The sequence below is a fragment of the Photobacterium frigidiphilum genome (genome assembly GCF_003025615.1).
Classification (GTDB): Bacteria; Pseudomonadota; Gammaproteobacteria; order Enterobacterales; family Vibrionaceae; genus Photobacterium; species Photobacterium frigidiphilum.
This window is the reverse complement of sequence record NZ_PYMJ01000009.1, coordinates 76,824-101,657: the sequence shown is the minus strand read 5'-3', so window position 1 is coordinate 101,657 and position 24,834 is coordinate 76,824. Positions and strand designations below refer to the sequence as shown.

The window sequence follows — 24,834 nt, the reverse complement described above, 5'->3', positions numbered from 1 at the left end:
GAAGATGATCATCAAACCTAAAATTCGTGGATTTATTTGTACAACAGCGCACCCAGTGGGTTGTGAAGAGAACGTTAAAGAGCAAATCGCATACACTAAAGCTCAAGGCCCAATTGCAAATGCACCTAAGCGTGTACTTGTTGTAGGCTCTTCTAGTGGTTACGGTTTGTCATCACGTATTGCTGCGGCATTCGGTGGTGATGCAGCAACTATTGGTGTTTTCTTTGAAAAGCCAGGTACAGAGAAAAAACCAGGTACAGCAGGTTGGTATAACTCAGCAGCATTCGACAAATTGGCTAAAGAAGAAGGTCTTTATTCTAAGAGCTTGAATGGCGATGCTTTCTCTCATGAAGCGAAACAGAAAACAATTGATCTGATCAAAGCCGACTTAGGTCAGATTGATATGGTGGTGTATTCGTTAGCATCACCTGTTCGTAAAATGCCTGAAACGGGTGAAGTTGTACGTTCAAGCCTAAAACCAATGGGTGAAACATACACAGCAACAGCCGTTGATACGAACAAAGATGTATTAATTGAAGCAAGCATCGAGCCTGCAACAGAGCAAGAAATCGCTGATACCGTTACCGTAATGGGCGGTCAGGATTGGGAGCTTTGGATTAATGCATTATCTGAAGCGGGTGTTTTAGCTGATGGTTGTAAGACCGTTGCTTACAGCTACATTGGTACTGAAATTACTTGGCCTATCTACTGGCATGGCGCACTAGGCAAGGCGAAGATGGACCTTGATCGTGCAGCATCAGAATTAAATAATAAGCTATCTGCTACTGGCGGTTCAGCGAATGTTGCCGTATTGAAGAGTGTTGTTACTCAGGCAAGTTCTGCTATTCCAGTCATGCCACTTTATATCGCAATGGTCTTTAAGAAGATGCGTGAAGAAGGTGTGCATGAAGGCTGTATGCAGCAAATCTATCGTATGTTCACTCAACGTTTGTACAAGGCTGATGGTACAGCACCTGAAGTAGACGAAGAAAATCGTTTACGTCTTGACGATTGGGAACTGCGTGAAGATATCCAGAAGCACTGTCGTGACTTATGGTCTAGTGTAACCAATGAAAACTTGTTTGAAGTTGCTGATTATCAGGAATATAAAGACGAGTTCATTAAACTATTCGGCTTCGGTATTGATTCTATTGATTATGATATAGACGTTAATACACTGATTGAATTTGATGTAGAAAGCATCTAGTCATATCCAATGTGTAAAAAAACCGCCTAAATTTGGCGGTTTTTTTATTTGGAAATACGAAGGTCGACAGCATCAGCTTTTCGGTAAATTAATGATAAAGGCAGCGCCTTCTATGCTTGCTGTTTCTACATGAATTTGGCCTTGATAACTTTCTACTATCTCATGACAAACCGATAGACCAATACCTTGACCGGGATTGAGTTGATCAGCACGAACACCACGCTGGAAGATTGCTTCTCGCATATCAGGTGTCACACCTGGCCCATCATCTTCAATACGAATGATATAATGGTCGCTATACTCTGCGACATTAATGCGTACTTCACTGATACAAAAACGGTAAGCATTTTCCAAAATATTACCGAGTAGCTCCATGAGATCGTCACGATTAATCGGTAATTTTAACGATGTGTCGAAGCTCTCGGAGAATTTTACCTGCTTATCGGCATATATCTTACTGAGCATACGAGAAAAGCTATCTATAGCGGGTTTAAGCTCCGTTTTGTCTTTCTGTAACCCTTGCTGACCCATCATTGCACGCTTTAGCTGGTACTGAACCAAATTGTCCATTTGGCTGATTTGTTCGAGTACCCGTTGGTTTAATTCAGCACGTGAAATGTCTCTGTCGTCTAGTAGGGCATTGGTTGCTGCAAGACGTGTTTTAAGGCTATGGGCTAAATCATCCATCGAATGGCGATAACGTCCTTTTTGGTCATTACTGATTCGAATTAAGCGGTTTAAGGCAAGGGTGATATCTTGTAACTCCACTGGGAAGTCACTATCAAGGCTGTCGCGTTTAGCATCTGTCATTTGATCAAGCTGTGTAGCCAGTCGACGTAATGGTTGAAAACTCCAATGAAATGCGGCAATTAAAAATGCGATGGCAATAAGAACAAATAAACCTAAATAAAAGGTCGTGCGTTTATGCAGTTGCGTGAGCGATGCCTCGTAGGGCCCTGCTGGGCGAAGTACGACTAATTGATAAATAGTGCCACGTTCACGGTCTCGACTCAGGTTATAAGCAATGTAGCTGCTTTCATCGGGTAGTTTAATCAATGTCGGTGTGGGTATTTCTTCTGGTAGATTGCGGCATATGTCTGCTAGATTTACGGTTTTAGCTTCATCAGAAAGCCATACCGTATTGTCATTTTGATCACAAACGACAGACATGTAATCACTGTCGGAAGGGTCGACAGAATCTATCCACTTATCGACATCTTTAATCAATCCAGCTCGATTAAGTTGTGCCACAACCATTGGCATCTGGGCCACTAACTCTGAAGAATAAGAAGCCATATAACTTTGTGAGTAGAGCTGGTTAATAACCCCTGCAAGTGCAGAGGTTATTAATACAATGATTGCTACAGATGTCACTAAAACCCGGCGTCGAAGGCGAGGTTGAAGAATGACGGTCTTCATTGAGCTTGCAGCTCAAAAATGTAACCCTGACCACGAATGGTCGTAATAGGGTTATCTTGTCCTGTTGCCATGAACTTCTTACGTAGTCGGCTTATCATTACCTCGATAGTGTTTGGATCACCTTCTTGATCTTCATAAAGCACATCCAGTAAGCGTTGCTTAGAAACAACCTGACGGCTATGGCGCATGAGATATTCAAGTAAATCATATTCAAATGCCGTTAGCTCAAGTAGGTTCTCACCGACAAACACTTGCTTTGCTAGTAAATCGACACGGATATCACCCGCAGACATTTCTGGTTTTACAAAGCCAGCACTACGACGAACTAAAGCACTTAAACGAGCAACCATCTCTTCTTTTTGAAACGGCTTAACTAAATAATCATCAGCACCCGCTTCTAGACCTGTTACTTTATCTTGCCAATTGGCACGCGCTGTTAAAATGAGAACAGGTAAGCGAAGCCCTTTTTTTCGCATATCTTTTATCAAACTTATTCCGTCACGATCAGGCAAACCTATATCGACAACCGCAATATCATTAGGATAATTTTGTGCAAAAAACAGACCTTCTTCGGCTGTGCCTGCACATTGGACTTGATGACCCAATTCACTGAGTTGAGATTTTAGATGATGACTCAGAATTTGATCATCTTCGACAATTAGGATTCGCATAATTTTGATTACCAAAGATAAATATATCTAATGAATATACTTAATAGAAAAGAAGCTTGCGAGATTAAGTGTAGGGAATGTGACTGAATAGACGCTGACTCATTAAATTTTAGCGATAACAAATCATTTTTGCATCGTTTAGCAACAATTACAGACCTTAAATCATGGCTCTTTCTATTAAAACGACGTGTGAATTAATAGAGAAAAGCCATGAAATCATATACCCATCATTAATTCATGATGATGATTAACGTACCAGCAATCGTTAACAGTACGTTGGCAATGGCATAAGTACCAGCATAGCCTAAAGCTGGAATTGTGCTTCGAGCATGTTCATTGATCATATCCATCGCAGGTGCACAAGTTCGAGCACCAATGATGGCACCAAATAAAAGTGCACGGTTCATCTTTAGTACGTAAGCACCAAACAGGTATGCCAATACAACAGGGATCACACTCACCATTAAGCTGGTGACTAAGACCATAGGGCCAATATGTGCAAATGAATCGAATAAATTAGAACCCGCACTCAAACCAATTCCTACCATGAAGACCATTAAACCAAGATCTTTCGCCATATTAAGCGCACCTTGGGGTACATAGCCAAAAGTAGGGTGGTTAGCACGTAGAAATCCTAATGTAATACCTGCAATCAGAAGCCCTGCGGCACTACCTAAACCAAATGCAACGTGACCAAATGCTAATGTAATCGAACCGATAAGTAGCCCGATGATGAAAAAACAGCAGAATGCTAATAGATCGGCAATTTGACTGTGAATTGAGATAAAACCAATACGCTCAGCAAGGCCAAGTACTCGACTTTTCTCTCCACTGACTTGCAAAATATCCCCTTTATTCAAAAGAATATTATGGTCCATCGGCATTTCTATTTGAGCGCGAACAACACGGTTCAAGAAACAGCCGTATTCTGATAAATTTAGCTCAGATAGTCGTTTGCCAGAGATGTTGTCATTCTTAACTACAATCTCTTCTTCAACAATACGAAGGTCGAGAAGATCACGGTCGAAAACTTCTTTTCCGTTTCGAAAGCTGGGATCCAAACGTGCGTGGCTGTCTGGGTAACCCACCAAGGCAATCTCATCTCCTTCTTGTAAAATAGCATCGCCATCAGGGTTAGCTAATATACCGTTTCGCCGTACGCGTTCGATGTAGCAGCCTGTTTGGCGGTAGATGCCCAACTCACGTAAGTTACGACTATCAATCCAGTTAATAAGCTCAGGGCCAACACGGTAAGCGCGAATGATCGGTAAATATACTTTACGCTGTCCCACTTCACCAATACCGCGTTCACGGGCAATTTGTTGCGACGATTCAGCCAGGTCTTGTTTCTGTAATTTAGGCATTAGTTTAGCGAGAAAAATAAGACTGATTAAGCCCATCAAATAAGACATCGCATAACCAACGCTTAGGCTATCAATGGTTTGTTTGATGATATCAGGATCGCTAATGCCAGATAATCCAGAATTCAATGCGTCTTTTGCACCTACAAGAACAGGCGTTGCTGTCAATGAACCAGCCATTAAGCCTGTCGCCAAACCTATATCAAGCCCAAGATAATGAGTCATGGTTAAAGTGATAGCTATGGCGGAAAGCAGCACAACAAGGGCGAGTAAAAGGTAGTGTTTACCGTCTCGGAAGAAAATACCAAAAAAGTTGGGGCCAGCCTCTATACCCACACAAAAAATAAACAGCATAAAACCAATATTTAATGCTTCAGTATTAAAGGTAAATCCGGCATTACCGAACAGTATGGCAGTCAGTAAAACACCAATAGAATTGCCTATTTGCATCTTAGCAAAACGAATTTTACCAAAACTTAGACCAACAGCGAGAACAACAAAAAGCAACAGGATATCATTCTGATGGAGAAGGGATGCTACATCGATATTCACAACATATTTTCCGGGAAGGGGAACACAACAAAAGTGACGAAATTCTAGCTGATTTTAGAGATTTGTCATATCAGAATTCCACATTTATTCGATTATTTTTTTCTTAGAATAGCTATTAGATAAAGTTATGCTTTCTGCTTATCTTAACGTTCATCGTGTGTTATAGCCCTAATATCTTCGTATCATTTGGTGGGGGTAAAGTAGAAGGTAGGAAATTAAGAGTATTAAAAAGGGCTGAAAGATCAGCCCTATTGATTTTTCTAACAACTATTACGCTGTTGTTTACTGTTTGCGATTATTGAAAAAGGCTTAGGTTTTCTTTTGCGTATACTTCAAATTCTGTGTAGCCACCAACGTGGTCTTGGTCAACAAAAATTTGAGGAACTGTTTCAACAGGTTTACCAACCGTTTTTTCTAGGTCAGATTTACTGATGCCTTCCGCATGAATGTCTACGTAACGGAAATTAAAATCGTCGCGCTCTTCTTTTAGTTTTTCAGCAAGGTCTTTTGCACGAACACAGAATGGGCAACCAGGACGACCAAAAATAACAACGAACATAATATCTCTCCTCAAATTTATTGTGTTTACTATAACTTGCCAACGACCGATGAGAAAGCGGGTTTTATCTCTTACTCTGATAGATAAAACCGATTGACGTTTTTTATATACATCTAAAAAGGCACGCTAACATGCTAATTAAGCGTCACTTTCATGACATATATTTGTGTGGTTCATCAATATTTTATGTGACGAAGAACTTATTCCTTCAAGTTGAAATTTTATAGCGGTCAAATATTGTTCAGAATCAAAATAAGTAACTAATATTCCGTAATACTAACTTAGGAATATGCTTATCAATTTAAATACTCACTTATTTTCAGTTAAGTAAAGCAGTCAGATAGTACATGCAATTTTAGTAACACGACTGAGTTTCAGGTGATTATTCAAATTTGTATTGTAGTTTGTGTAATGGAGTACCTATGTTTCAGTTTATGACATCGTCAAGGATTGTTTTTGGTGAAGGGGCGTTAATCAACTCATTCTCTACATTTAATCAATTTGGTTACAGTGTTTTATTGGTAACAGGGAAAGATAATCAGCGCTCTGAACCTTTAGTTAATTATTTAAAGCAACAAAACATGCGTTATCAGCAAGTGGCTGTATTGGGTGAGCCTCTTATTGCAATGATTGAAGAAATGGCTGCAATGGGTAGGCGTTTTCGACCTGATATGGTGATTTCTATCGGTGGTGGGAGTGTACTTGATGCAGGTAAAGCCCTTGCTGCATTGATCCCTAATCAAGGCAGTGTTTATGACTATGTGGAAGTGGTTGGACGTAATGTACCGCTTCAAGCTAAACCCTTGCCATTCATTGCGATTCCCACGACCTCAGGAACAGGCTCTGAAGTCAGTAAAAATGCCGTGCTTCGTTCAGCCCAAGAAAATGTAAAAGTGAGCCTAAGAAGCGCTGATATGTTACCCGATTTAGCGATCATCGATCCGACATTAACCTATGGTATGGATCCTGTTATGTCGGGATGCTGCGGTATGGATGCGTTCACTCATTTAATGGAAGCTTATGTCTGTGGTGCGCCTAATCCGCTTACCGATATGGTATGTGAAGAAGGGTTGCGGCGATTAGCGGGTGCTATTGTGTCTGCCTGTGAAGATGATGATCCTCGTGCGCGCTCTGATATGTCATTTGCGGCAATGTTAGGAGGAATGGCATTAGCTAATGCCAAGTTAGGTGCAGCACATGGGTTAGCCTCATCGTTAGGGGGCAGGCTGAGTGCGCCACATGGCTTGATTACAGCGCAACTTGCGCCGTATGTAATGCAAGAGAATGTGTTGGCGGCAAGAGAGGCTGGACGAGCCGATATACTCAATCGTTATCGGCAGTTAGCTTGTATTCTGACAGGTAGGACAGATGCCGATATTGCAGATGGCATTGCTTGGACAAAGCGAACGTTAGAGCGTTTAAATTTGCCACCTGTCTCTGAATATGGATTGTGCGATACCCTGTTTGATGAAGTGGCAGAAGACGCATTATTATCTAATGCAATAAAAGGAAATCCATTGCCGTTAAATAAAGAGCGTTTACAAGGTATTCTTGAGCAAATATGTCAGGAATGCAAAGTTGATATCTCGAACCAAGTATAATGAGCAATAGATGCGAATAATTTGCTCAATAATCCTATTTATTTGTATTTGTGATAGATTAAGTTGAATTAATTGATCTATCACTAGTCTTATTCTGTGGGGAAAGAAAGATTCAGCTGGTGGATGTAAACGTCAATGAACCATTGGTCGTTTATCTCTTGGTAAAGTGCCATTATAAATGTGATAAGGATGTCCATGAATCAAACGATCGACACTATTCTGCAACACCGTTCTATTCGTCAGTTTACCGATCAAGCTATTGATGCAGAACTACTATCGTCTCTACTCGATTGTGCAATAGCAGCATCGACATCGAGCTTCATACAATGTGTCAGTATTATTCGTGTTACTCAATCTGATACGCGTCAAAAATTAGCACACTTAGCGGGTGGTCAACCTTATGTTGAGACTGCAGCAGAGTTTCTTGTTTTTTGTGCAGATTTTAATCGCCACCAACAAATTCACCCAGAAGCGCAGTTAGGTTTTACAGAGCAAACGCTTATTGGGGCTGTTGATGCAGCTCTTATGGCTCAAAATTGTTTATTAGCTGCAGAATCTATGGGGTTAGGCGGCGTGTATATTGGTGGTCTTCGTAATAACCCAGAAGCAGTGGCTGATGTTTTAGCGTTGCCTCAGCATGTGATTCCACTTTTTGGGTTATGCCTGGGTTACCCGTCTCAAAATCCGGAAATTAAACCGCGTTTACCGCAATCGATTATCGTGCATCAAGAGCAGTATCAACAGGTGCTTAATCAGCCTGAATTACAAAATTACGATGAAGAAGTGCGTGAATATTACAGAAACCGTACTGGTGGAAATAAAGAAATGTCTTGGTCAGAACAAATTACCGATGCCCTAAATAAAGAGGCTCGACCATTTATGAAAGGCTTTATTAATAGTAAAGGCTTTAGTACAAAGTGATAGTCAGATACACTTAATACACAATAAATATCATGTGTGATAGCATTAATTTTTGACTTTATTTTAACCTTATTAATAGGTTTAGCTTATATAATCAATAAATTACACAGAAGATAATAATAAGTAAGAATATCGGATAAAGAATATGAACTATACGGGAAAAGTGGCAGTTGCTCTTGTGTTGACAGCATTGCTTAGTGCTTGCGGAAGCACTCCTGACAATGGACAAGCTGTAACATCGGCCATCAATACTGGCGATGCAGTCAAAAACGCACAAAATATTTACCAAAATTGGCAGGAAAAAATACAAAGTATTGAGCATTTACAGCTCTATTCACCCAATAAATATGATGTTGTTCAAGCGCATTGGAAAAAAGCAGATTCGATTTATCAAAGCTTTGCAGGTTCACCTGAGACGGCATTTAAAAGCTACTCTATTTTTTCATCGGCGACTTATCTTGAACGTTTTTTAGACGAAATTAATCAAGCACAGATAACGTTGACTAAGCTAGATAAACTAAAAGTTAAGTCAGACAGGGTTCTTGCACCAGCGATAAAGCAAATGGCTTACCTTAATTCTTTAGATGCTGCGCGTTATTATCGTAGTGAATATACAAGGCTAAACCGTTTTTATGCTAAGCTGTTCAATTATATAGATAATGATGATGTTTCTGATGCCCGAGAAGAGCAAGAAGAATTTTTAGAGCGTAGCTTTAGCTTAGAAATTAAAACAGTAAAGAAGATTTATATTGCACCACTTGAGACGAAGCTGCGTGATCTACGTAGAAATGATGTGCGTTATTATGCGCCGTTAAGTTACTCTCGTGTTGAAACAGAAATTACTGACGGTAATCGTATTATTGATTTAACGCCTCGAAATTTTAAAGCCATTGATAAGAAAGTTATCGAGATTCAATTTGAACTTGATCATGCCGCTCATATTGCGCTTGAAGTGAAAGGTCTACGAGATCGCAGCAAAGATGACTATGAAAATTTCATTCTAGAAATAGAAAATAAGTTACTGCGTATTTCTCGTGCTCTAGATAATCAAGATCTGCGCAATCAGCCAATAAGATCACAAGCGAAGTTGATTACAGAAGGCGTTTTATCTGCACGCAAGAGTAACTTTATTCAAACACAGCCATACTACGCTGATGATAAAAATAACGACACATCTATAGAGCAGGTAACAGCGTTAACAAAGCTAGTGGAAGCTCAGAAACAACAGATTCAACAATTACGGCTAGAAGCTAAGCCTGCACCAAGCATTGATGAAAGTGTAGCGACTCAGCAAAATGGCAATGCAGAACTTGAAATACCAATTAATGCAGCAAAGAATGCAGAGGTTGAAATTTCAGAGTAACTAATTGTACAAATATGAACAGAAAAGTAGCCAATGGCTACTTTTTTTGTTTCTACGTATTATCAACTTTCTTATGTTACTCATTAACGACAGCCTGTATTTAGAATTAGTAACAAAAAATCAATTATAAACTCAGTACTTCAAATGTGTGTTTTTTGTTGTTTTAAAGTGAGAGGTGAGTTTGTTTCATATATTTTTTTACCATTAACTTACAGTTGCTTATGTAGAGGTGCTTTGTGGGTTTTGACTGTTTGTACAATTGCCGAACATCCCATTAACACCACCGCGTTACTTCTCGTATTTCTAAATCTATTTTTTTTATCTTTGGTTGAATTTTCGCCATAATTGGGATTGATCTACTCTTCAGCATCCATTAGAATGCGCGGCGCATTTGTAATGCATCCATTTTTGAATTTTTATTGATTTTTTTGAATTTTACTCCTGTAGGGGAACTAAATGTCCACAAAACTAGCTAACCCAGCGCCATTAGGCTTAATGGGTTTTGGTATGACCACAATCCTTTTAAATATCCACAATGCGGGCTTTTTCCCGATTGACTCTATGATTCTTGCTATGGGTATTTTCTACGGTGGTATCGGTCAAGTGCTTGTTGGCATGATGTGCTTTAAGCGTGGTGATACATTTGGTACTACAGCATTTACTTCTTACGGTCTATTCTGGTTAACACTTGTTGGCCTTATAGTTATGCCTAAGATGGGCCTAGCGGATGCGAGCCCTGCACACTTCATGGGTTGGTACTTAGGCCTTTGGGGTGTATTTACTGCATTTATGTTCGTTGGTTCTCTTTGCTACCCACGTGCTAAGCAGGTTGTATTTGGTTCTTTAACGGTATTATTCTTCCTTCTTGCTGCACGTGATTTCACTGGTAGCGAGCTAATCGGTACAATTGCTGGTATCGAAGGTATTTTTTGTGGCGCAAGTGCAATTTACTTTGCAATGGCACAAGTATTGAACAACGAATACGGTCGTACAATTCTACCTGTTGGTGAATTGAAGAAAGAAAAAGTAAGCTTAAAAGCTGCTGCTTAATCTTTCGCGATAGAAAAAACCTCGTACTAGTGATTTGCTAGACGAGGTTTTTTTGTATCTGAATTTTGGCTCTTTACTGTGATGGGGTAACGTCATACTTACGTTTAAAGGATTCACAACATTAACTGGCTAAACGATAACCCTTCTTTAGCAAGGTGACGGCGCAATGTTGATTGTGCTGTAAATAGTGCCTTCGCCATATCACCGACGATCCACTGATGCTTCGGATCTACCGTTATTAAACGCGCAATCATCTCATCATAATTAAATCGAAAGACATTAAAAATATCGACATGAGCTTGTTTTAGGAAGCATTGTTCTAATCGCAGATCGCCCAATACGCTATGCTTAGAGCTGTTGAACGAGAAATTGGTGTTTTTTACAACAAAATATCGATATGCGATAAGAAAGCAATCAGAAAAACACCATCCCTAAAGCAAATTTAAGGAGGAGTTATGGCTCAGCGTTACGCTGCCCTTATTGGTGCGCTAGTTGCCGATGCTGCAAGTATGGGGACGCATTGGATTTATTCACCTGAGCGAATTAAAACGCTATCTGAATTATCACACTTTCCCTTTATTGAACCCAATGCGCTGCATTACAAAGACGTTGAAGGCTATTACGCTCATGATAGCTTAACGGCGGGTGAGTTAACCGCTTACGGTGAATGGTTGGCATTGTATATACGTTTACTTGCGGAACCAGAGATAAGTACGCATCAAATTCAGCAACATATTCTTGATTACTTTGGTCCTGGTGGTGATTTCATTGGCTACGTTGATAGCCCAACGAAAGCGTTATTATTGACCTTATTTTCACTCGAGCCTGATGATTGGCCTGAAGACTCTGGCAGTAGTGAAGATGATCAAAACCCAGCACTGTGTGCGATTCCTGCATTGGTTGCGCTTAAATACCCGTCAGAACAGTTAGAGCAAGAAATCGACCGTATTGTAGGGATTACGCATCAAAATGAACTGGCGTTAGCAACAGCCAAAGCATTTGCAAGCGCATTGAATGAAGCACTGCGTTCACGGCGAATGGAGCCTGTACTGAATGTACTAAAGGTGAAATCACCGATTGAAATTCAAGACCTGATTGAAAAAGTGCGATTATTAGATGGGGACGTTAACGATCTCACTCATGTTTTTTCACTCATTAGCCCTGCATGTCATTTAAAAGATAGTGTCCCCATGGCAGCTTGGATTCTACAAAACAGTGAAAGCTATACTGAAGCGATAATGAAAAATATTCAGGTTTCAGGTGATACGTGCGGGCGTGGGATCTTGATTGGGGCACTTGCTGGTGCATGTTATGGTTTTGGTGATGAAAAGGGGATACCTATCTCATGGCTCACCACATTGCAAAGTGGAGAGGCTCTCGCTGAAGATATTGAGGCATTGTTGAAGGCTGCAAAAAGTTAGCTTTTTATAAAAGAATGAAGCACGGTAGCCAATGTAATCCGCTACCGTTGCAACTTAAAAGCCACCCGTTACTGATGAGTAACGGGTGGCTTTTAATATTAAACAGTGACGGATTTAGCAGAGAACTTTAATAGCCAGACCACCTAGAGAAGTCTCGCGGTATTTAGCGTTCATGTCTTTGCCTGTTGCCAGCATTGTTTCAATTACTTTATCAAGTGAAACACGAGGTTCCGAAGAACGACGTAGTGCCATACGACATGCGTTAATTGCTTTCACTGCTGCAATACCGTTACGCTCGATACATGGAACCTGTACCTGACCAGCAACAGGATCACATGTTAGACCTAAGTTATGCTCCATCGCGATTTCAGCTGCCATACAAACTTGATCAGGGCTACCGCCCATCAGTTCAGCAAGGCCCGCTGCAGCCATTGAACATGCTACGCCCACTTCGCCCTGGCAGCCTACTTCAGCACCAGAGATAGATGCATTACGCTTATAAAGACCACCAATTGCACCAGAAGCTGCAAAGTAGCGTGTGTAATCTTTAGGGCCAACATTCTGGATGAACTTATCGTAGTAAGCCAGTACCGCAGGAATGATGCCACACGCGCCATTTGTTGGTGCAGTAACAACACGACCACCTGCTGCATTTTCTTCGTTTACAGCAAATGCGTACATGTTAACCCAATCAACAACTGTCATCGGATCAGTGCTTAGGTTTTCCGTCGTTATTAGTTGTTGGCGAAGTGCTGCTGCACGACGTGGCACACGTAGTGGACCAGGCAGAATACCTTCTACATTCATACCGCGTTCCATACATTCACGCATAGCTTTCCAGATATTTGCGAAGTAAGTATTAATCTCATCGTCAGTATTCATCGCACGTTCGTTAGCCATAACAAGTGCGCTAACAGAAAGGCCATTTTCTTTACAGTGTGCAAGAAGGCCTTCAGCCTTAGTGTACATGTAAGGTACTTTGAGGCTTGAAACTTGTTCTTTGCCAAAGTTTTCTTCGTCGACGATGAAACCACCACCGATTGAATAATAAGTTTTGGTGTACGACACGTCATCGCCAATCCAAGCGTTGATTGTCATACCATTTTCGTGAAGAGAAAGATAAGTTGTATGAAAATTCATACCTCCTTCACGAGGAAACTCTACTGTATGGCAGTGCATGCCAACAGGTAAGCGTTCTGTTTCTTCTACACGAGCGATAAAACCAGGAATGCTATCAATATCAACATGTTCAGGACTATTGCCTGCAAGACCCATGATGATAGCAATGTCTGTATGGTGACCTTTGCCAGTTAGAGAAAGAGAGCCATAAACGTCAACGGTAATTTTGGTTATATCTCGTAATTTGCCCATAGCGCGTAAGTCATCAATAAATTCCTTACCTGCTTTCATTGGACCAACAGTGTGTGAACTGGAAGGACCCACACCAATTTTGTAGATATCAAAAACACTGATCATGCGTATTACCTCAGTCGGGGGAAGCGATCTTGCCTCCGGCCAAGACTGTCATAGTTTTTATAATTCCCGCCCCTTCCTTGGCGAGATCACTAGAAAAGCAAAAAGAGCAGTTGGCAAATGCTTACTGCTCTTTTGTGTAGTCTATTCTACTCTAATTGTCTTAGAAGACTATGCGTTGTAGCACATTTTTTCAGAAGAAAAAGCCGTAAATGATCATTCATTACGGCTAGAGTAGATGTATCTTTTATAATGCGCCGTAGATTACAGAAGTAATCGCAGCAATACCACATAGAGCAGTGAAAGCCTGTACCGGTGCAGATGTCTTGTACTTAGCCATTGCTGGTACTTTGTACATAGCAAAAACAGGCATTAGGAACAGAATTGCAGCGATCATCGGTGCACCCATCGTTTCAATCATACCAAGGATGCTTGGGTTAACTACCGCAACCATCCAAGTTGTAATAACGATGAAACCAAGAGAAACTTTCTCAATTTTATTAACTGGCATCTTAGTGGTAGATTTTGCTAGACCAACAAGACCTTCATGTGCACCAAGGAAGTGACCGAAGTAGCTTGAAGTGATAGCAGCAAAAGCAACTAGAGGACCAAGAATTGAGATTAGCGGAGATTCGTGAATGTTCGCTAGGTACGATAGAACACTGATGTTCTGTTCTTGTGCGATAGCTAGTTGCTCTGGTGATAGAGAAAGAACAACAGAGAATACGAAGAACATAACGAAGCTCATAAGCATCATTGCTGCACCGCCAGTGATCATGTCAGTCTTTTTAACTGCATCTTCACCGTAAACGCGACGTTGTTCTTTAGAGAACTGGCTGATGATTGGGCTGTGGTTAAAAGAGAAAACAATAATTGGAATTGCTAGCCAAATAACCGAAGGCATAGAGCTCCAATCAGGGCTAACAGAAACCATTGTTGTATTCCACTCAGGCACTAGGTAGATAGATAGTGCTAGTAGAATAAATACTAGAGGGTAAACCATTGCAGACGTTGCTTTAAGCATCAGTTCTTTACCGAACACAACACCAGCAGTCATTGCTATGATTAGGCCGCCAGATAGCAACCAACGTGGAATTGAATCAATCCCCATTTGGTTAACTAGGAAAGAATCTACCGTGTTTGTGATACCAACACCGTATATTAGAACAATCGGATAGATAGCAAAGAAGTAAGCGAAAGTGATGATTTTTGCGCCAGACTTACCGAAGTGCTCTTCAACAGTATCAGTGATATCTGCTTCAGGGTTTTTTGCTGAAAGAACGAAACGAGCAAGACCTTTATGTGCAAACCAAGTCATTGGCAGTGCAATAAGAGCCAGAATAACTAGAGGCCAAAAGCCACCAGCGCCCGCTTTAATTGGAAGGAAAAGAACGCCAGCGCCTACTGCTGTGCCAAATAGTGATAGTGCCCAAGTGAAATCTTTATACGTCCAACTTGCTTTTGCTGCGGTAGTCGCTGCTGTATTCGAAGTGGTTTGCATGATTATCTATCCAAAGTGTTTTACGGAACGGGAATTAGGAACGGGGCGCATTTTCGCTATTTCCAGAAGTAAAACTTTGATCTTGATCCCGTTATGTAATTGGTGATATTTGCAATACAATTAAAGGTGATCTTGATCACGTAAGGTGTTACGAAGAAGTTAGGGAAAATGACGTGTTAGAAGGCGTATTTTTAATACCAAAGCTGTTTTGATAACAACTTAATCATTTGGGCAGTGGCTCCCCAAATTGAATAATTGCTGAATGGAATTGAATAAATATTGTGTAAGTGGCCATTTATCTGGAATTGCTGGCTATGCATATTCACTGGGTTTAATAAGTACTGAATAGGGACTTCGAATAACTCATCAACCTCGCTGGGGTCAAGCTTTGGCTGGTAATCTGCCGCTATTGTTGAAAGGAATGGTGTCACCATATATCCACTTATTGTAGGCAGAGCTGGCAGCTGCCCAAGTATATGATTTCGGCTGCATAATATTCCAGTCTCTTCTTCTGTTTCGCGAAGTGCGGTAGCAGCTAAATCTTGATCGAAGCTTTCATGACGACCACCAGGAAAAGCAATTTGACCAGGATGGTGTTTTAAGTGGTTTGCACGGCGAGTTAATACAACATTGTAGGTGTTATTACGGGGAACGAGAGGGATCAGCACAGCCGCAAGCTTAAAAGTATCTGTAGCAGATACATGCTGGCGTACACGCTCATTATGACTCTTGTCATAATCCGTGGTTGGCGCAAGCATAAAGCGGCTTAATATTTGTTGCTGACTGATCATAAACTGTCCGTGTTTACTGTAACTGCTTATCTTGTTAGCGATGAACGAGATCTAAGCAGTTACAATGTTACTATTCCAAGTCATTTGGTAATAGAGTAGTTAATAAAATAGACTACTGTCTTAAGATTGGCAGAATTCTACTTAGTTTGTCCAGTGTTTCCTGATATTCACTGTCAGACTTGCTATCTGCAACCACTCCACCACCAGCCCAAGCGTATATCTTCTGTTTTTGAGTGACTAATGTTCGTATTGTAATGCTAGTGTCCATGCGACCACAGCGGCTGATATAGCCAATGCTGCCACAGTAAATACTACGACGATGCGGTTCTAATTCTTCAATTATAGACATAGCCCGCACTTTTGGGGCGCCTGTAATTGAGCCTCCGGGGAAACAAGCACGTAATAAATCCGTTGCCGAGTACTGTTGGTCTAGTTCGCCTGTTACCGTGCTAACCAAGTGATGAACTGCGGGGAAACTTTCGATTTCAAAAATGCTTGGCACTTTGACACTACCGGGTTTAGCCACTCGTCCAATATCATTGCGTAGCAAATCAACAATCATCAAATTTTCTGAGCGATCTTTTTCAGCATGACGTAAATCGTCGGCATAGGCTCGGTCTTGTTCTACATTGTCTGAGCGTGGGCGCGTACCTTTGATCGGCTTCGTTTCAACGTAACCTTGGTTATGTTGGAGAAAACGTTCTGGTGACACAGACAAGACAGTACCGTGTTCAGTGCGGATAAAACCAGAGAAAGGCGCACCATTCGTTTTCTCTAAACGCAAGTAAGCTTGCCATTCATCACCGCGATAAGAAGCCTGAAAACGCTGTGCAAGGTTAATTTGATAACAATCACCAGAGAGTAAATACTCTTGGACTTGATCAAATTTGTTGCAGTAACTGCTAATTGTCATGTTTGCAGACCAATCAGTTGTTAATGAAAAATGTTCAGCTTGTTGTAATACGTCTTTTTTATGCTGCGTTAAACTGTTTTCTTTGTGCTGTTTTAGCCATTCTAAACGTTGACTACCAGAAGGAGAGACTAAAAAGAGCGTCTGTTCTTGGTGATCAGCAATCAATGCCCAATCATAAATACCCACTGCCATATCGGGTGCAGAAATATCGTGTTCAGCCAACGAGGCAATTTTTTCAACCCGTCGACCTAGGTCATACGCAAAATAACCCAGTGCACCGCCGATAAATGGCACATCAGTCATAGGGTTAAGTGAGGGTAATAGATCTCGTTGAATATGCTCAAGCAGATAAAATGGATCGTCAGTGCTAGTTTTTTCATCACCATTTAAAAATTTAATACAGGTTATTTCACCTTGTGTCTCTAAAGTGGCTAAAGGATCAGCAACTAGAATATCAAAGCGATTATCTGGGTGATTATTGGCAGCAGAACGTAATATCATCGCCCACGGCAGACTTGATAATGGTGAAAACCACTCAAGAGTCATTTCTGGGCTGTAATCAAGTTGCTCAATGCTTAGTTTGGGGTGTGATTTACAAATCATTTTCTTTTTTGTGACAGGTATTCAATTGGCGCGTAGCGCGAAGTTGAGCGCAAGAGTATCATAACCACAGCTTTTATTACGACGCCCAAGGACGATCCATCGCGTTTTATTTTCTAAAGGGTACACAGAAATAAAGTGAAATGGACATTTGTCATGTGGAGCATGGCCGCGTGATAGCATTTTGGTGAGCCATATTGATTATATGAATCAATATACTGCCGCTATAAATGAGAATCACACACTACATTGGAAGCATTTTGTAGTGACGAATTAAAGCTGGGCGCCATGGAATTATAATAATCAACGAGGGCAATTATGACCGTCATCCGTAAAGAAGATGTGATTAGTAGTGTTGCTGATGCATTACAGTACATATCTTACTACCATCCACTTGATTTTGTTCAAGCATTGGAAAAAGCTTATAACAAAGAACAGAGTCAAGCTGCGAAAGATGCTATCGCACAGATTTTGATCAATTCGCGTATGTCTGCAGAAGGTAAGCGTCCTATCTGTCAAGATACGGGTATTGTGACCTGTTTCGTTAAAATCGGAATGAATGTGCAGTGGGAGGGTGATCTTACTGTTCAGCAAATGGTCGATGAAGGTGTCCGTCAAGCTTATAACAACCCAGACAACCCCCTACGAGCGTCTGTTGTTGCCGATCCTGCTGGCACGCGTACCAATACGAAAGATAATACGCCAGCAGTTGTTCATATTGATATGGTGCCAGGTAATAAAGTTGATATTCAAATTGCAGCCAAAGGCGGCGGTTCTGAAAATAAAACGAAGATGGTGATGCTAAACCCTTCTGATGATGTAGCTGAGTGGATTGAAAAAACAGTGCCACTAATGGGCGCGGGTTGGTGCCCACCAGGTATGTTAGGCATAGGCATCGGTGGTACGGCTGAAAAAGCAGCAGTATTAGCAAAAGAGTCGTTGATGGAATCTATTGATATCCATGAGCTGCAAGAGCGTGGCGCGCAAAATGCGGAAGAAGAATTACGGTTAGATATTTATAACCGTGTGAACAAATTGGGTATTGGTGCACAAGGGCTGGGCGGATTAACGACAGTTGTTGATGTGAAAATTAAAACAGCACCAACACACGCTGCGTCTAAGCCTGTTTGCATGATCCCTAACTGTGCGGCTACGCGTCATGTGCATTTTACACTTGACGGTACAGGCCCTGCTGAATTAACCCCACCGAAGCTAGAAGACTGGCCAGAAGTGACATGGGAAGTCGGCGAGAGTGTTCGCCGTGTTAACGTTGATGAAATAACTAAAGCTGATGTTCAGGAATGGAAATCAGGCGAAACGGTTTTATTGTCAGGTAAAATCTTAACAGGTCGTGATGCTGCGCATAAACGTATTCAAGATATGTTGGCTCGCGGCGAAGATTTCCCTGTAGATTTCAATAACCGCTTTATTTATTACGTGGGTCCAGTCGATGCCGTCCGTGATGAGGTAGTGGGTCCTGCTGGTCCTACAACGTCAACGCGTATGGATAAATTCACCGATATGATGTTAGGTCAAGCTGGCTTAATGGGTATGATTGGTAAAGCTGAACGTGGACCTAAGGCTATTGAGTCGATTAAAGAACATAAAGCCGTTTACTTAATGGCTGTTGGCGGTGCTGCTTACTTGGTTGCGAAAGCGATTAAGAAAGCACGTGTAGTTGCATTTGAAGATCTCGGTATGGAGGCTATCTACGAATTTGAAGTTGAAGATATGCCTGTGACTGTAGCGGTTGATTCTGCCGGCACTAATGCACACGAGACAGGCCCAGACACTTGGAAAGTCAAAATAGCTGAAATGGATGTCTAATCTATAGCTATTTGATACTAATTTACTTTTTTAAAGGGGCCGATTGGCTCCTTTTTTATACGATTCGATTGTATTGTATCTCGTTATTTATTTGTTTCTGATTTTTACTGAATAAACCCACCTTAATATCGAATTCGCCCATTTAACTTGTTAACCTTCCCAGCTTTTATTGTTTTTCTTATTTTTTAGTAGCTTGTTGGATTTTTGTTAGGTTTTATTGACTACACTACGTGTTTGTAGTCTTTTTATTAACGAATGGAATTTTAAGCTCGTGTTGAGCTTTGGCTAATTAGAGACATATAAGATAAAGCATTAGGAATTGCCTAAAAATTATAAGGATGGAGAGGTTTATGGGGCGCATAATAACAGCCACATTACTGTCATGTTTCATTTTGGCAGGGTGTGGTGAAAAACAGGTGGAGGTTCCTGAACCGGATTCTCGACCAGTGAAATTACAAACCGTATTGGTTGGTGATAATCAAACATTTCGTACATTTCCCGCCGTTGTTGAGGCTGGAGATAAAGCAGTATTAGCTTTTCGTGTATCAGGTCAACTTTCATCTGTTGATGTGAAGCCTGGTACAGATGTTAAGCGAGGGCAAACACTCGCCACCTTGAATCAAGATGAATTTCTATTATTGGTTGAACAAGCGCAAGCAAATTATGAACTCGCGTATGTTCAATTTAAACGTGATGAAGAACTACGTAAAACCAATGTTGTTTCAGAGCTTGATTATGACACCTCTAAAGCAGCCTTGAAGCAAGCAAAAGCAGCATTAAGTAAGCAGCAATCTAACTTAGGTTATGCCACACTTGTCGCGCCTTATGATGGTACTTTATCGTTATCACTTATTGAAAATTATGAATATGTGATGATGAAAGAGCCCGTTTTACATATTCAAAGTGCTGGTATCATTAATGTCACTTTTCAATTGCCTGAACACCTGTTTAGTCGTTTTCAAGGTCAATACGATCAAAACCCAAGCGTTATCTTCGATACCATACCTGGTGAAACTTACCCTGCTCAATTTAAAGAAATAGATACAGAAGCCGATAAAAAAACGTCAAGTTACACTGTTACCTTATCGATGGAACGCCCAACAGGGAAAAATATTCTTCCTGGTATGGCAGGTGCAGTCAAAGTCTTAATTCCGCAAGGCAATTTAGGTGCTATCTCTAAACGTGCCATCATGCAAGATGGAGATGCAATGTATGTTTGGCTTGTTGATAAAGACGGTATCGTTCATAAAACGCAAGTTGAATTAGATGATAAAAGGCACGTTATTAAAGGTCTAAACGACGGCGATTCAATTGCAACGTCAGGTATTAATGAACTGCAAGAAGGTCAGAAAGTGCGGGAATGGATTAAGGAGCGAGGATTATAATATGAAAAAACTATCCTTTATCGTTCTAGCAATAGGATCTGCATTGGCTTTGCAGGGGTGCGAAAAAACTGTTATCGAGAGTATACAGCGTGTTCAACCCGTTTATGTTGAGACTGTGGCATTGGCTGCAGAAGCGCCTCAATTGACCTTTCCTGCCGTTGCTGCGGCCGCTGATAAATCGAGCCTATCTTTTAGAATCCAAGGTGAAATTACCCATATATTAGTAAGACCTGGTGATTTGGTAAAAAAGGGGCAGCTATTAGCAGAACTGGACCCTCTTGATTATCGATTAGAAGTTGATAATGCGCAGGCTAAATATAATGTGGCTGATAGCCAGTATCGACGTTCGGCAAAACTTGTTGAAAATGGATACATTGCCCAATCACAATTCGACGAATTAAAAGCGCAACGCCGTATTGAACGTGCAAGGTTGAATATAGCAAATCTGAATTTGAAATTTACACAAATTAAAGCCCCATTTAATGGGGTTATTTCTCGTGTACCAATTGAACAATTTGAGAACGTGCAAGCAGGTCAACAGGTCATGAATATTCACAGTGCCAAAATGGTGGATATCCATATTCAAGCGCCCGATTTAATCTATTCAAAAAGCTCTGCAATCGAAATTGATGTGTCAAAGCCTGACGCTAGAGTTATTACGTCAAATGGTAACGAATATAAAGCAAAGTTGAAAGAATTCACGACAGAACCTGATCCAGAGTCTGGTTCATTTCTTGTGACGTTAACCATGCCAATGCCTGCTGATAACTTTATTCTAGATGGTATGGCTGTTGAAGTAAGAGCTGATGCTCAAAAGTTGAATATCTACAAAAAAGGCGAACCAGTTATTCCGTTAGAAGCCATTTTTAATGAAGACGGTGATGATTTAGTGCTTACCGATAAGTTTGTATGGGTCGTTAAAGAAGACATGACGGTAGAGAAACGCCGTATAACAACCGACAAAGTTGTACCAGAAGGTGCTCGAGTACAATCTGGAATAGAGCAGGGTGAAACCATTGTTGTAGCGGGTGGTAATCGTTTACGTGCCGGACAGCAAATTAAAGTTATTAGCATGGAGGCTGGACAATAATGAAGCAAGATATCGCAGCCTATTTTATAAAGAATAAAGTTGTTAGTTGGATGATTACCCTGATCTTTCTGATCGGCGGCACAATGGCTTTCTTCGGACTCGGAAGGTTGGAAGATCCCGCGTTTACGATCAAAGACGCGATGGTGGTAACAGCATACCCTGGTGCCACACCTCTTCAAGTTGAAGAAGAAGTCACTTATCCAATAGAAAAAGCCATTCAGCAATTAACCTATGTTGATGAAGTTAACTCTGTATCCAGTCGAGGTCTATCGCAGATCACCGTGACCATGAAAAATAATTATGGTCCTGATGATTTACCCCAAATTTGGGATGAATTACGTCGAAAAGTGAATGATATCAGACCCAACTTACCACCCGGCGTGGCTGATCCTTCAATCATTGATGATTTTGGTGATGTATATGGCATCATGCTGGCGATAACAGGTGATGGGTATTCCTATAAAGAACTTAATGACTATGTCGATTATTTTCGGCGAGAAATTGAATTAGTTGATGGGGTGGGAAAGGTTTCAGTTTCGGGGACCCAGCAAGAACAAGTATTCATTGAAATTTCAATGCAGCGTTTGAGTAATCTGGGTATCTCACTGGAGACAATCTATAGCACCTTAGCCACACAGAATTTGGTAACCAGTGCGGGCGCAGTAAAAATAGGGACGGAATATATTCGCGTTCACCCAACAGGTGAATTTAAAGATGTTGATGCCCTTGGTGATTTAATTATTACAGACACAGGTGCTGAAGGTTTAATTTATTTACGTGATGTTGCAACGATTACGCGTGGCTTTAAAGAGGTACCCGATAACCTTGTAAGCTATAACGGTAAAGTTGCACTTAATGTAGGTGTATCCTTTATTGATGGTGTGAACGTTGTAGAAAAAGGTAAGGGTGTTTATCAGCGTCTAAATGAGCTAAAAGAACAACAGCCTGTTGGTATTGATATTAGTGCTGTTTATAGTCAACCCGATGAAGTCGACCAATCTGTAAAGGGCTTTATTGTCAGCCTTGGTCAAGCGGTTGCGATTGTTATTGTTGTACTGCTTTTCTTTATGGGGATGCGTTCAGGTATCTTAATTGGCCTGATCCTGTTGCTTACAGTATTGGGTACGTTTGTATTCATGAACATAATGGCAATAGATCTACAACGTATTTCTTTGGGGGCATTGGTTATTGCGCTGGGTATGCTGGTGGATAATGCCATTGTAGTGGTCGAAGGTATTCTCATTGGAATACAAAAAGGGCGAACAAGGATGCAAGCTGCATCCGATATTGTTACCCAAACAAAATGGCCACTATTAGGGGCGACGGTGATTGCCGTTACAGCATTCGCACCGATAGGCTTATCTCAAGATTCTACGGGTGAATATTGTGCAACGCTATTTAGCGTGTTGTTAATATCACTGATGCTTAGCTGGTTTACAGCAATATCGTTGACGCCATTTTTTGCTGACATGTTCTTCAAAGGAGTTAAAAGCAATAGCGATGGTGAAGAGAGTGATCCTTATAAAGGTCTGGTCTTTGTTTTATATAAGCAATCGCTAGAAAAGTGCATGAAGTACGCATGGACAACCGTGATCGTATTGATTGTGATGCTAGGTGCCAGCCTATATGGTTTTACGCAATTGAAGCAGTCGTTCTTCCCGTCATCAACAACACCTATGTTTATGGTTGATGTATGGTTACCTGAAGGCACCGATATTCGTTCAACGAACGATAAGCTACAAGAATTGGAAGGATGGGTTAATCAGCAAGAGACGGTCAGTTATGTCTCTTCAAGTGCAGGTAAAGGTTCTCAGCGTTTCATGTTGACCTATTCGCCAGAGAAGAGTTACTCGTCGTACGGTGAACTGATTATACGTGTCGATGATTATGATGCAGTGATGCCGATGCTGCGTAAAGTGAGTGCTGAGTTAGATGCTAACCACCCTGATATTGAATACAAACTCAAACGGATTGAATTAGGTCCCTCATCTGGTTCTAAAATTGAAGCGCGTTTAGTGGGCCCCGATCCAACCGTTCTTCGTGGTTTAGCCCAGCAATCGCTTGATATTATGAGAGCCGATCCGGGGGCTTTCAACGTACGTCATGACTGGCGTGAACGTACAAAAGTGCTCGAGCCTATCTTTAACGAAAGCCAAGCACGTCGTTATGGTATAACCAAAGAAAATGTTGATGATTTATTACAAATGGCATTTTCAGGGTTATCTGTCGGTATTTATCGTGATGGCACAAACTTAATGCCGATTGTTGCACGTTTACCTGAGCAAGAACGTGTTGATGTAAGTAGCATCGAAGGCATGAAGATTTGGAGCCCTGCAATTCAAGGTTATGTTCCATTGCAACAAGTGATGCTAGGCGTCAATGTTAAATGGGAAGATCCGTTAGTGGTACGTAAAAACCGTAAGCGTATGCTAACGATTATGGCTGACCCTGATCCACTGGGAGATGAAACGGCTGCGACACTGCAAGCTCGAATTCAACCAAAAATTGAAGCATTAGATTTTCCTTCTGGTTATTCACTAGAGTGGGGCGGGGAATATGAATCATCGGCAGATGCCAAAGCATCGTTATTCCAAACAATGCCAATGGGTTATTTGTTCATGTTCTTAATCACTATCTTCTTGTTTAACAAAGTTAAAGAGGCTGTGATTGTATGGGCAACAGTTCCGCTTGCCATTATTGGTGTAACAACAGGGCTACTTATCTTGAATACGCCGTTTGGTTTTATGGCGTTGCTGGGCTTTTTGAGTCTATCAGGAATGCTTGTTAAAAATGGTATTGTACTGCTTGATCAAATCGAGATTGAAATTAGCAGTGGTAAAGATAAATACCAAGCGGTGGTTGATGCGGCGGTGAGCCGTGTTCGTCCTGTATGTATGGCTGCGATAACAACGGTATTGGGTATGATCCCTCTCTTACCTGATGTGTTCTTTAAGCCAATGGCCGTTACCATTATGTTTGGTCTTGGGTTTGCGACAGTACTCACTCTGATTGTTGTTCCTGTGTTATACCGTATGTTCCATCAACTCAAAGTGCCTGAAGCGCAATAGTGCTTAGCGCTTTATATTGAAGCAATAAAAAGGGCTCCTGCAGGAGCCCTTTTTGTATCTG

The 24,834-nt window shown here is 41.1% G+C and carries 19 protein-coding genes; 10 read left to right on the top strand and 9 right to left on the bottom strand.

Going from position 1 to position 24,834, the window contains the following annotated elements; all coding sequences use genetic code 11:
• Positions 1-4: 4 nt before the first annotated feature.
• Positions 5-1,207 carry an enoyl-ACP reductase FabV gene (fabV, locus tag C9J12_RS11180; RefSeq protein ID WP_107242789.1) on the top strand — a complete coding sequence of 401 codons (1,203 nt, stop codon included), beginning with the start codon at positions 5-7 and terminating at the stop codon, positions 1,205-1,207.
• 72 nt (positions 1,208-1,279) lie between these two features.
• Here fabV and C9J12_RS11175 read toward each other — a convergent pair whose 3' ends face one another.
• The 4 genes from C9J12_RS11175 to C9J12_RS11160 form a co-directional block, all read right to left on the bottom strand.
• On the bottom strand, positions 1,280-2,626 hold the full coding sequence (locus C9J12_RS11175; RefSeq protein WP_107242788.1) for an ATP-binding protein: 1,347 nt from the start codon (positions 2,624-2,626) through the stop codon (positions 1,280-1,282).
• A complete protein-coding gene (locus tag C9J12_RS11170) occupies positions 2,623-3,297 on the bottom strand; it encodes a response regulator (protein ID WP_107242787.1) in 675 nt (224 codons plus the stop codon). The genes C9J12_RS11175 and C9J12_RS11170 overlap by 4 nt, the downstream gene beginning before the upstream one ends.
• A gap of 230 nt (positions 3,298-3,527) precedes the next feature.
• Positions 3,528-5,210 (bottom strand): aspartate:alanine antiporter, encoded by a 1,683-nt coding sequence (locus tag C9J12_RS11165; RefSeq protein ID WP_107242786.1) that lies wholly within the window; start codon positions 5,208-5,210, stop codon positions 3,528-3,530.
• Positions 5,211-5,505: 295 nt separating this feature from the next.
• Positions 5,506-5,769, bottom strand: coding sequence for a GrxA family glutaredoxin (locus tag C9J12_RS11160; protein WP_107242785.1), 264 nt, complete (start codon positions 5,767-5,769; stop codon positions 5,506-5,508).
• 422 nt (positions 5,770-6,191) lie between these two features.
• On the opposite strand from C9J12_RS11160, the gene C9J12_RS11155 reads away from it, so the two are divergent.
• From C9J12_RS11155 to C9J12_RS11140, 4 genes are all read left to right on the top strand, one after another.
• On the top strand, positions 6,192-7,370 hold the full coding sequence (locus C9J12_RS11155) for an iron-containing alcohol dehydrogenase (protein WP_107242784.1): 1,179 nt from the start codon (positions 6,192-6,194) through the stop codon (positions 7,368-7,370).
• Positions 7,371-7,565: 195 nt separating this feature from the next.
• Positions 7,566-8,291, top strand: a complete 726-nt coding sequence (gene nfsA, locus C9J12_RS11150) for an oxygen-insensitive NADPH nitroreductase (RefSeq protein WP_107242783.1) — start codon at positions 7,566-7,568, stop codon at positions 8,289-8,291.
• Between the two features lie 145 nt (positions 8,292-8,436).
• Positions 8,437-9,654, top strand: a complete 1,218-nt coding sequence (locus tag C9J12_RS11145) for a hypothetical protein (RefSeq protein ID WP_107242782.1) — start codon at positions 8,437-8,439, stop codon at positions 9,652-9,654.
• Positions 9,655-10,110: 456 nt separating this feature from the next.
• A complete protein-coding gene (locus tag C9J12_RS11140; RefSeq protein ID WP_011219083.1) occupies positions 10,111-10,704 on the top strand; it encodes an acetate uptake transporter in 594 nt (197 codons plus the stop codon).
• Between the two features lie 113 nt (positions 10,705-10,817).
• Here the strand turns inward: C9J12_RS11140 and C9J12_RS11135 are convergent, their stop codons facing one another.
• On the bottom strand, positions 10,818-11,042 hold the full coding sequence (locus tag C9J12_RS11135) for a hypothetical protein (RefSeq protein WP_227876331.1): 225 nt from the start codon (positions 11,040-11,042) through the stop codon (positions 10,818-10,820).
• A gap of 117 nt (positions 11,043-11,159) precedes the next feature.
• Between C9J12_RS11135 and C9J12_RS11130 the strand changes: the two genes are divergently transcribed.
• Positions 11,160-12,125, top strand: a complete 966-nt coding sequence (locus C9J12_RS11130; protein ID WP_107242781.1) for an ADP-ribosylglycohydrolase family protein — start codon at positions 11,160-11,162, stop codon at positions 12,123-12,125.
• Positions 12,126-12,239: 114 nt separating this feature from the next.
• Here the strand turns inward: C9J12_RS11130 and C9J12_RS11125 are convergent, their stop codons facing one another.
• The 4 genes from C9J12_RS11125 to pabB all read right to left on the bottom strand — a co-directional run bounded on the left by C9J12_RS11125 (position 12,240) and on the right by pabB (position 17,406).
• Positions 12,240-13,601, bottom strand: a complete 1,362-nt coding sequence (locus C9J12_RS11125) for an L-serine ammonia-lyase (protein WP_107242780.1) — start codon at positions 13,599-13,601, stop codon at positions 12,240-12,242.
• A gap of 244 nt (positions 13,602-13,845) precedes the next feature.
• Complete coding sequence (locus C9J12_RS11120) at positions 13,846-15,099, bottom strand: aromatic amino acid transport family protein (RefSeq protein ID WP_107242779.1); 1,254 nt, start codon at positions 15,097-15,099, stop codon at positions 13,846-13,848.
• Positions 15,100-15,290: 191 nt separating this feature from the next.
• The gene (locus C9J12_RS11115; protein ID WP_107242778.1) at positions 15,291-15,890 is read right to left on the bottom strand and encodes a CoA pyrophosphatase; all 600 of its coding nucleotides are present in this window, start codon (positions 15,888-15,890) and stop codon (positions 15,291-15,293) included.
• Between the two features lie 112 nt (positions 15,891-16,002).
• Positions 16,003-17,406: an aminodeoxychorismate synthase component I gene (gene pabB / locus C9J12_RS11110; protein ID WP_107242777.1), complete on the bottom strand. Its 1,404-nt coding sequence runs from the start codon at positions 17,404-17,406 to the stop codon at positions 16,003-16,005.
• Between the two features lie 315 nt (positions 17,407-17,721).
• Between pabB and C9J12_RS11105 the strand changes: the two genes are divergently transcribed.
• The 4 genes from C9J12_RS11105 to C9J12_RS11090 all read left to right on the top strand — a co-directional run bounded on the left by C9J12_RS11105 (position 17,722) and on the right by C9J12_RS11090 (position 24,773).
• Positions 17,722-19,230 carry a fumarate hydratase gene (locus tag C9J12_RS11105; RefSeq protein ID WP_107242776.1) on the top strand — a complete coding sequence of 503 codons (1,509 nt, stop codon included), beginning with the start codon at positions 17,722-17,724 and terminating at the stop codon, positions 19,228-19,230.
• A 350-nt stretch (positions 19,231-19,580) separates the two neighbouring features.
• The gene (locus C9J12_RS11100; protein ID WP_107242775.1) at positions 19,581-20,615 is read left to right on the top strand and encodes an efflux RND transporter periplasmic adaptor subunit; all 1,035 of its coding nucleotides are present in this window, start codon (positions 19,581-19,583) and stop codon (positions 20,613-20,615) included.
• Position 20,616: 1 nt separating this feature from the next.
• Positions 20,617-21,705, top strand: a complete 1,089-nt coding sequence (locus C9J12_RS11095; RefSeq protein ID WP_107242774.1) for an efflux RND transporter periplasmic adaptor subunit — start codon at positions 20,617-20,619, stop codon at positions 21,703-21,705.
• The gene (locus C9J12_RS11090; RefSeq protein ID WP_107242773.1) at positions 21,705-24,773 is read left to right on the top strand and encodes an efflux RND transporter permease subunit; all 3,069 of its coding nucleotides are present in this window, start codon (positions 21,705-21,707) and stop codon (positions 24,771-24,773) included. Before C9J12_RS11095 ends, C9J12_RS11090 begins: the two co-directional genes overlap by 1 nt.
• Positions 24,774-24,834 lie beyond the last annotated feature (61 nt).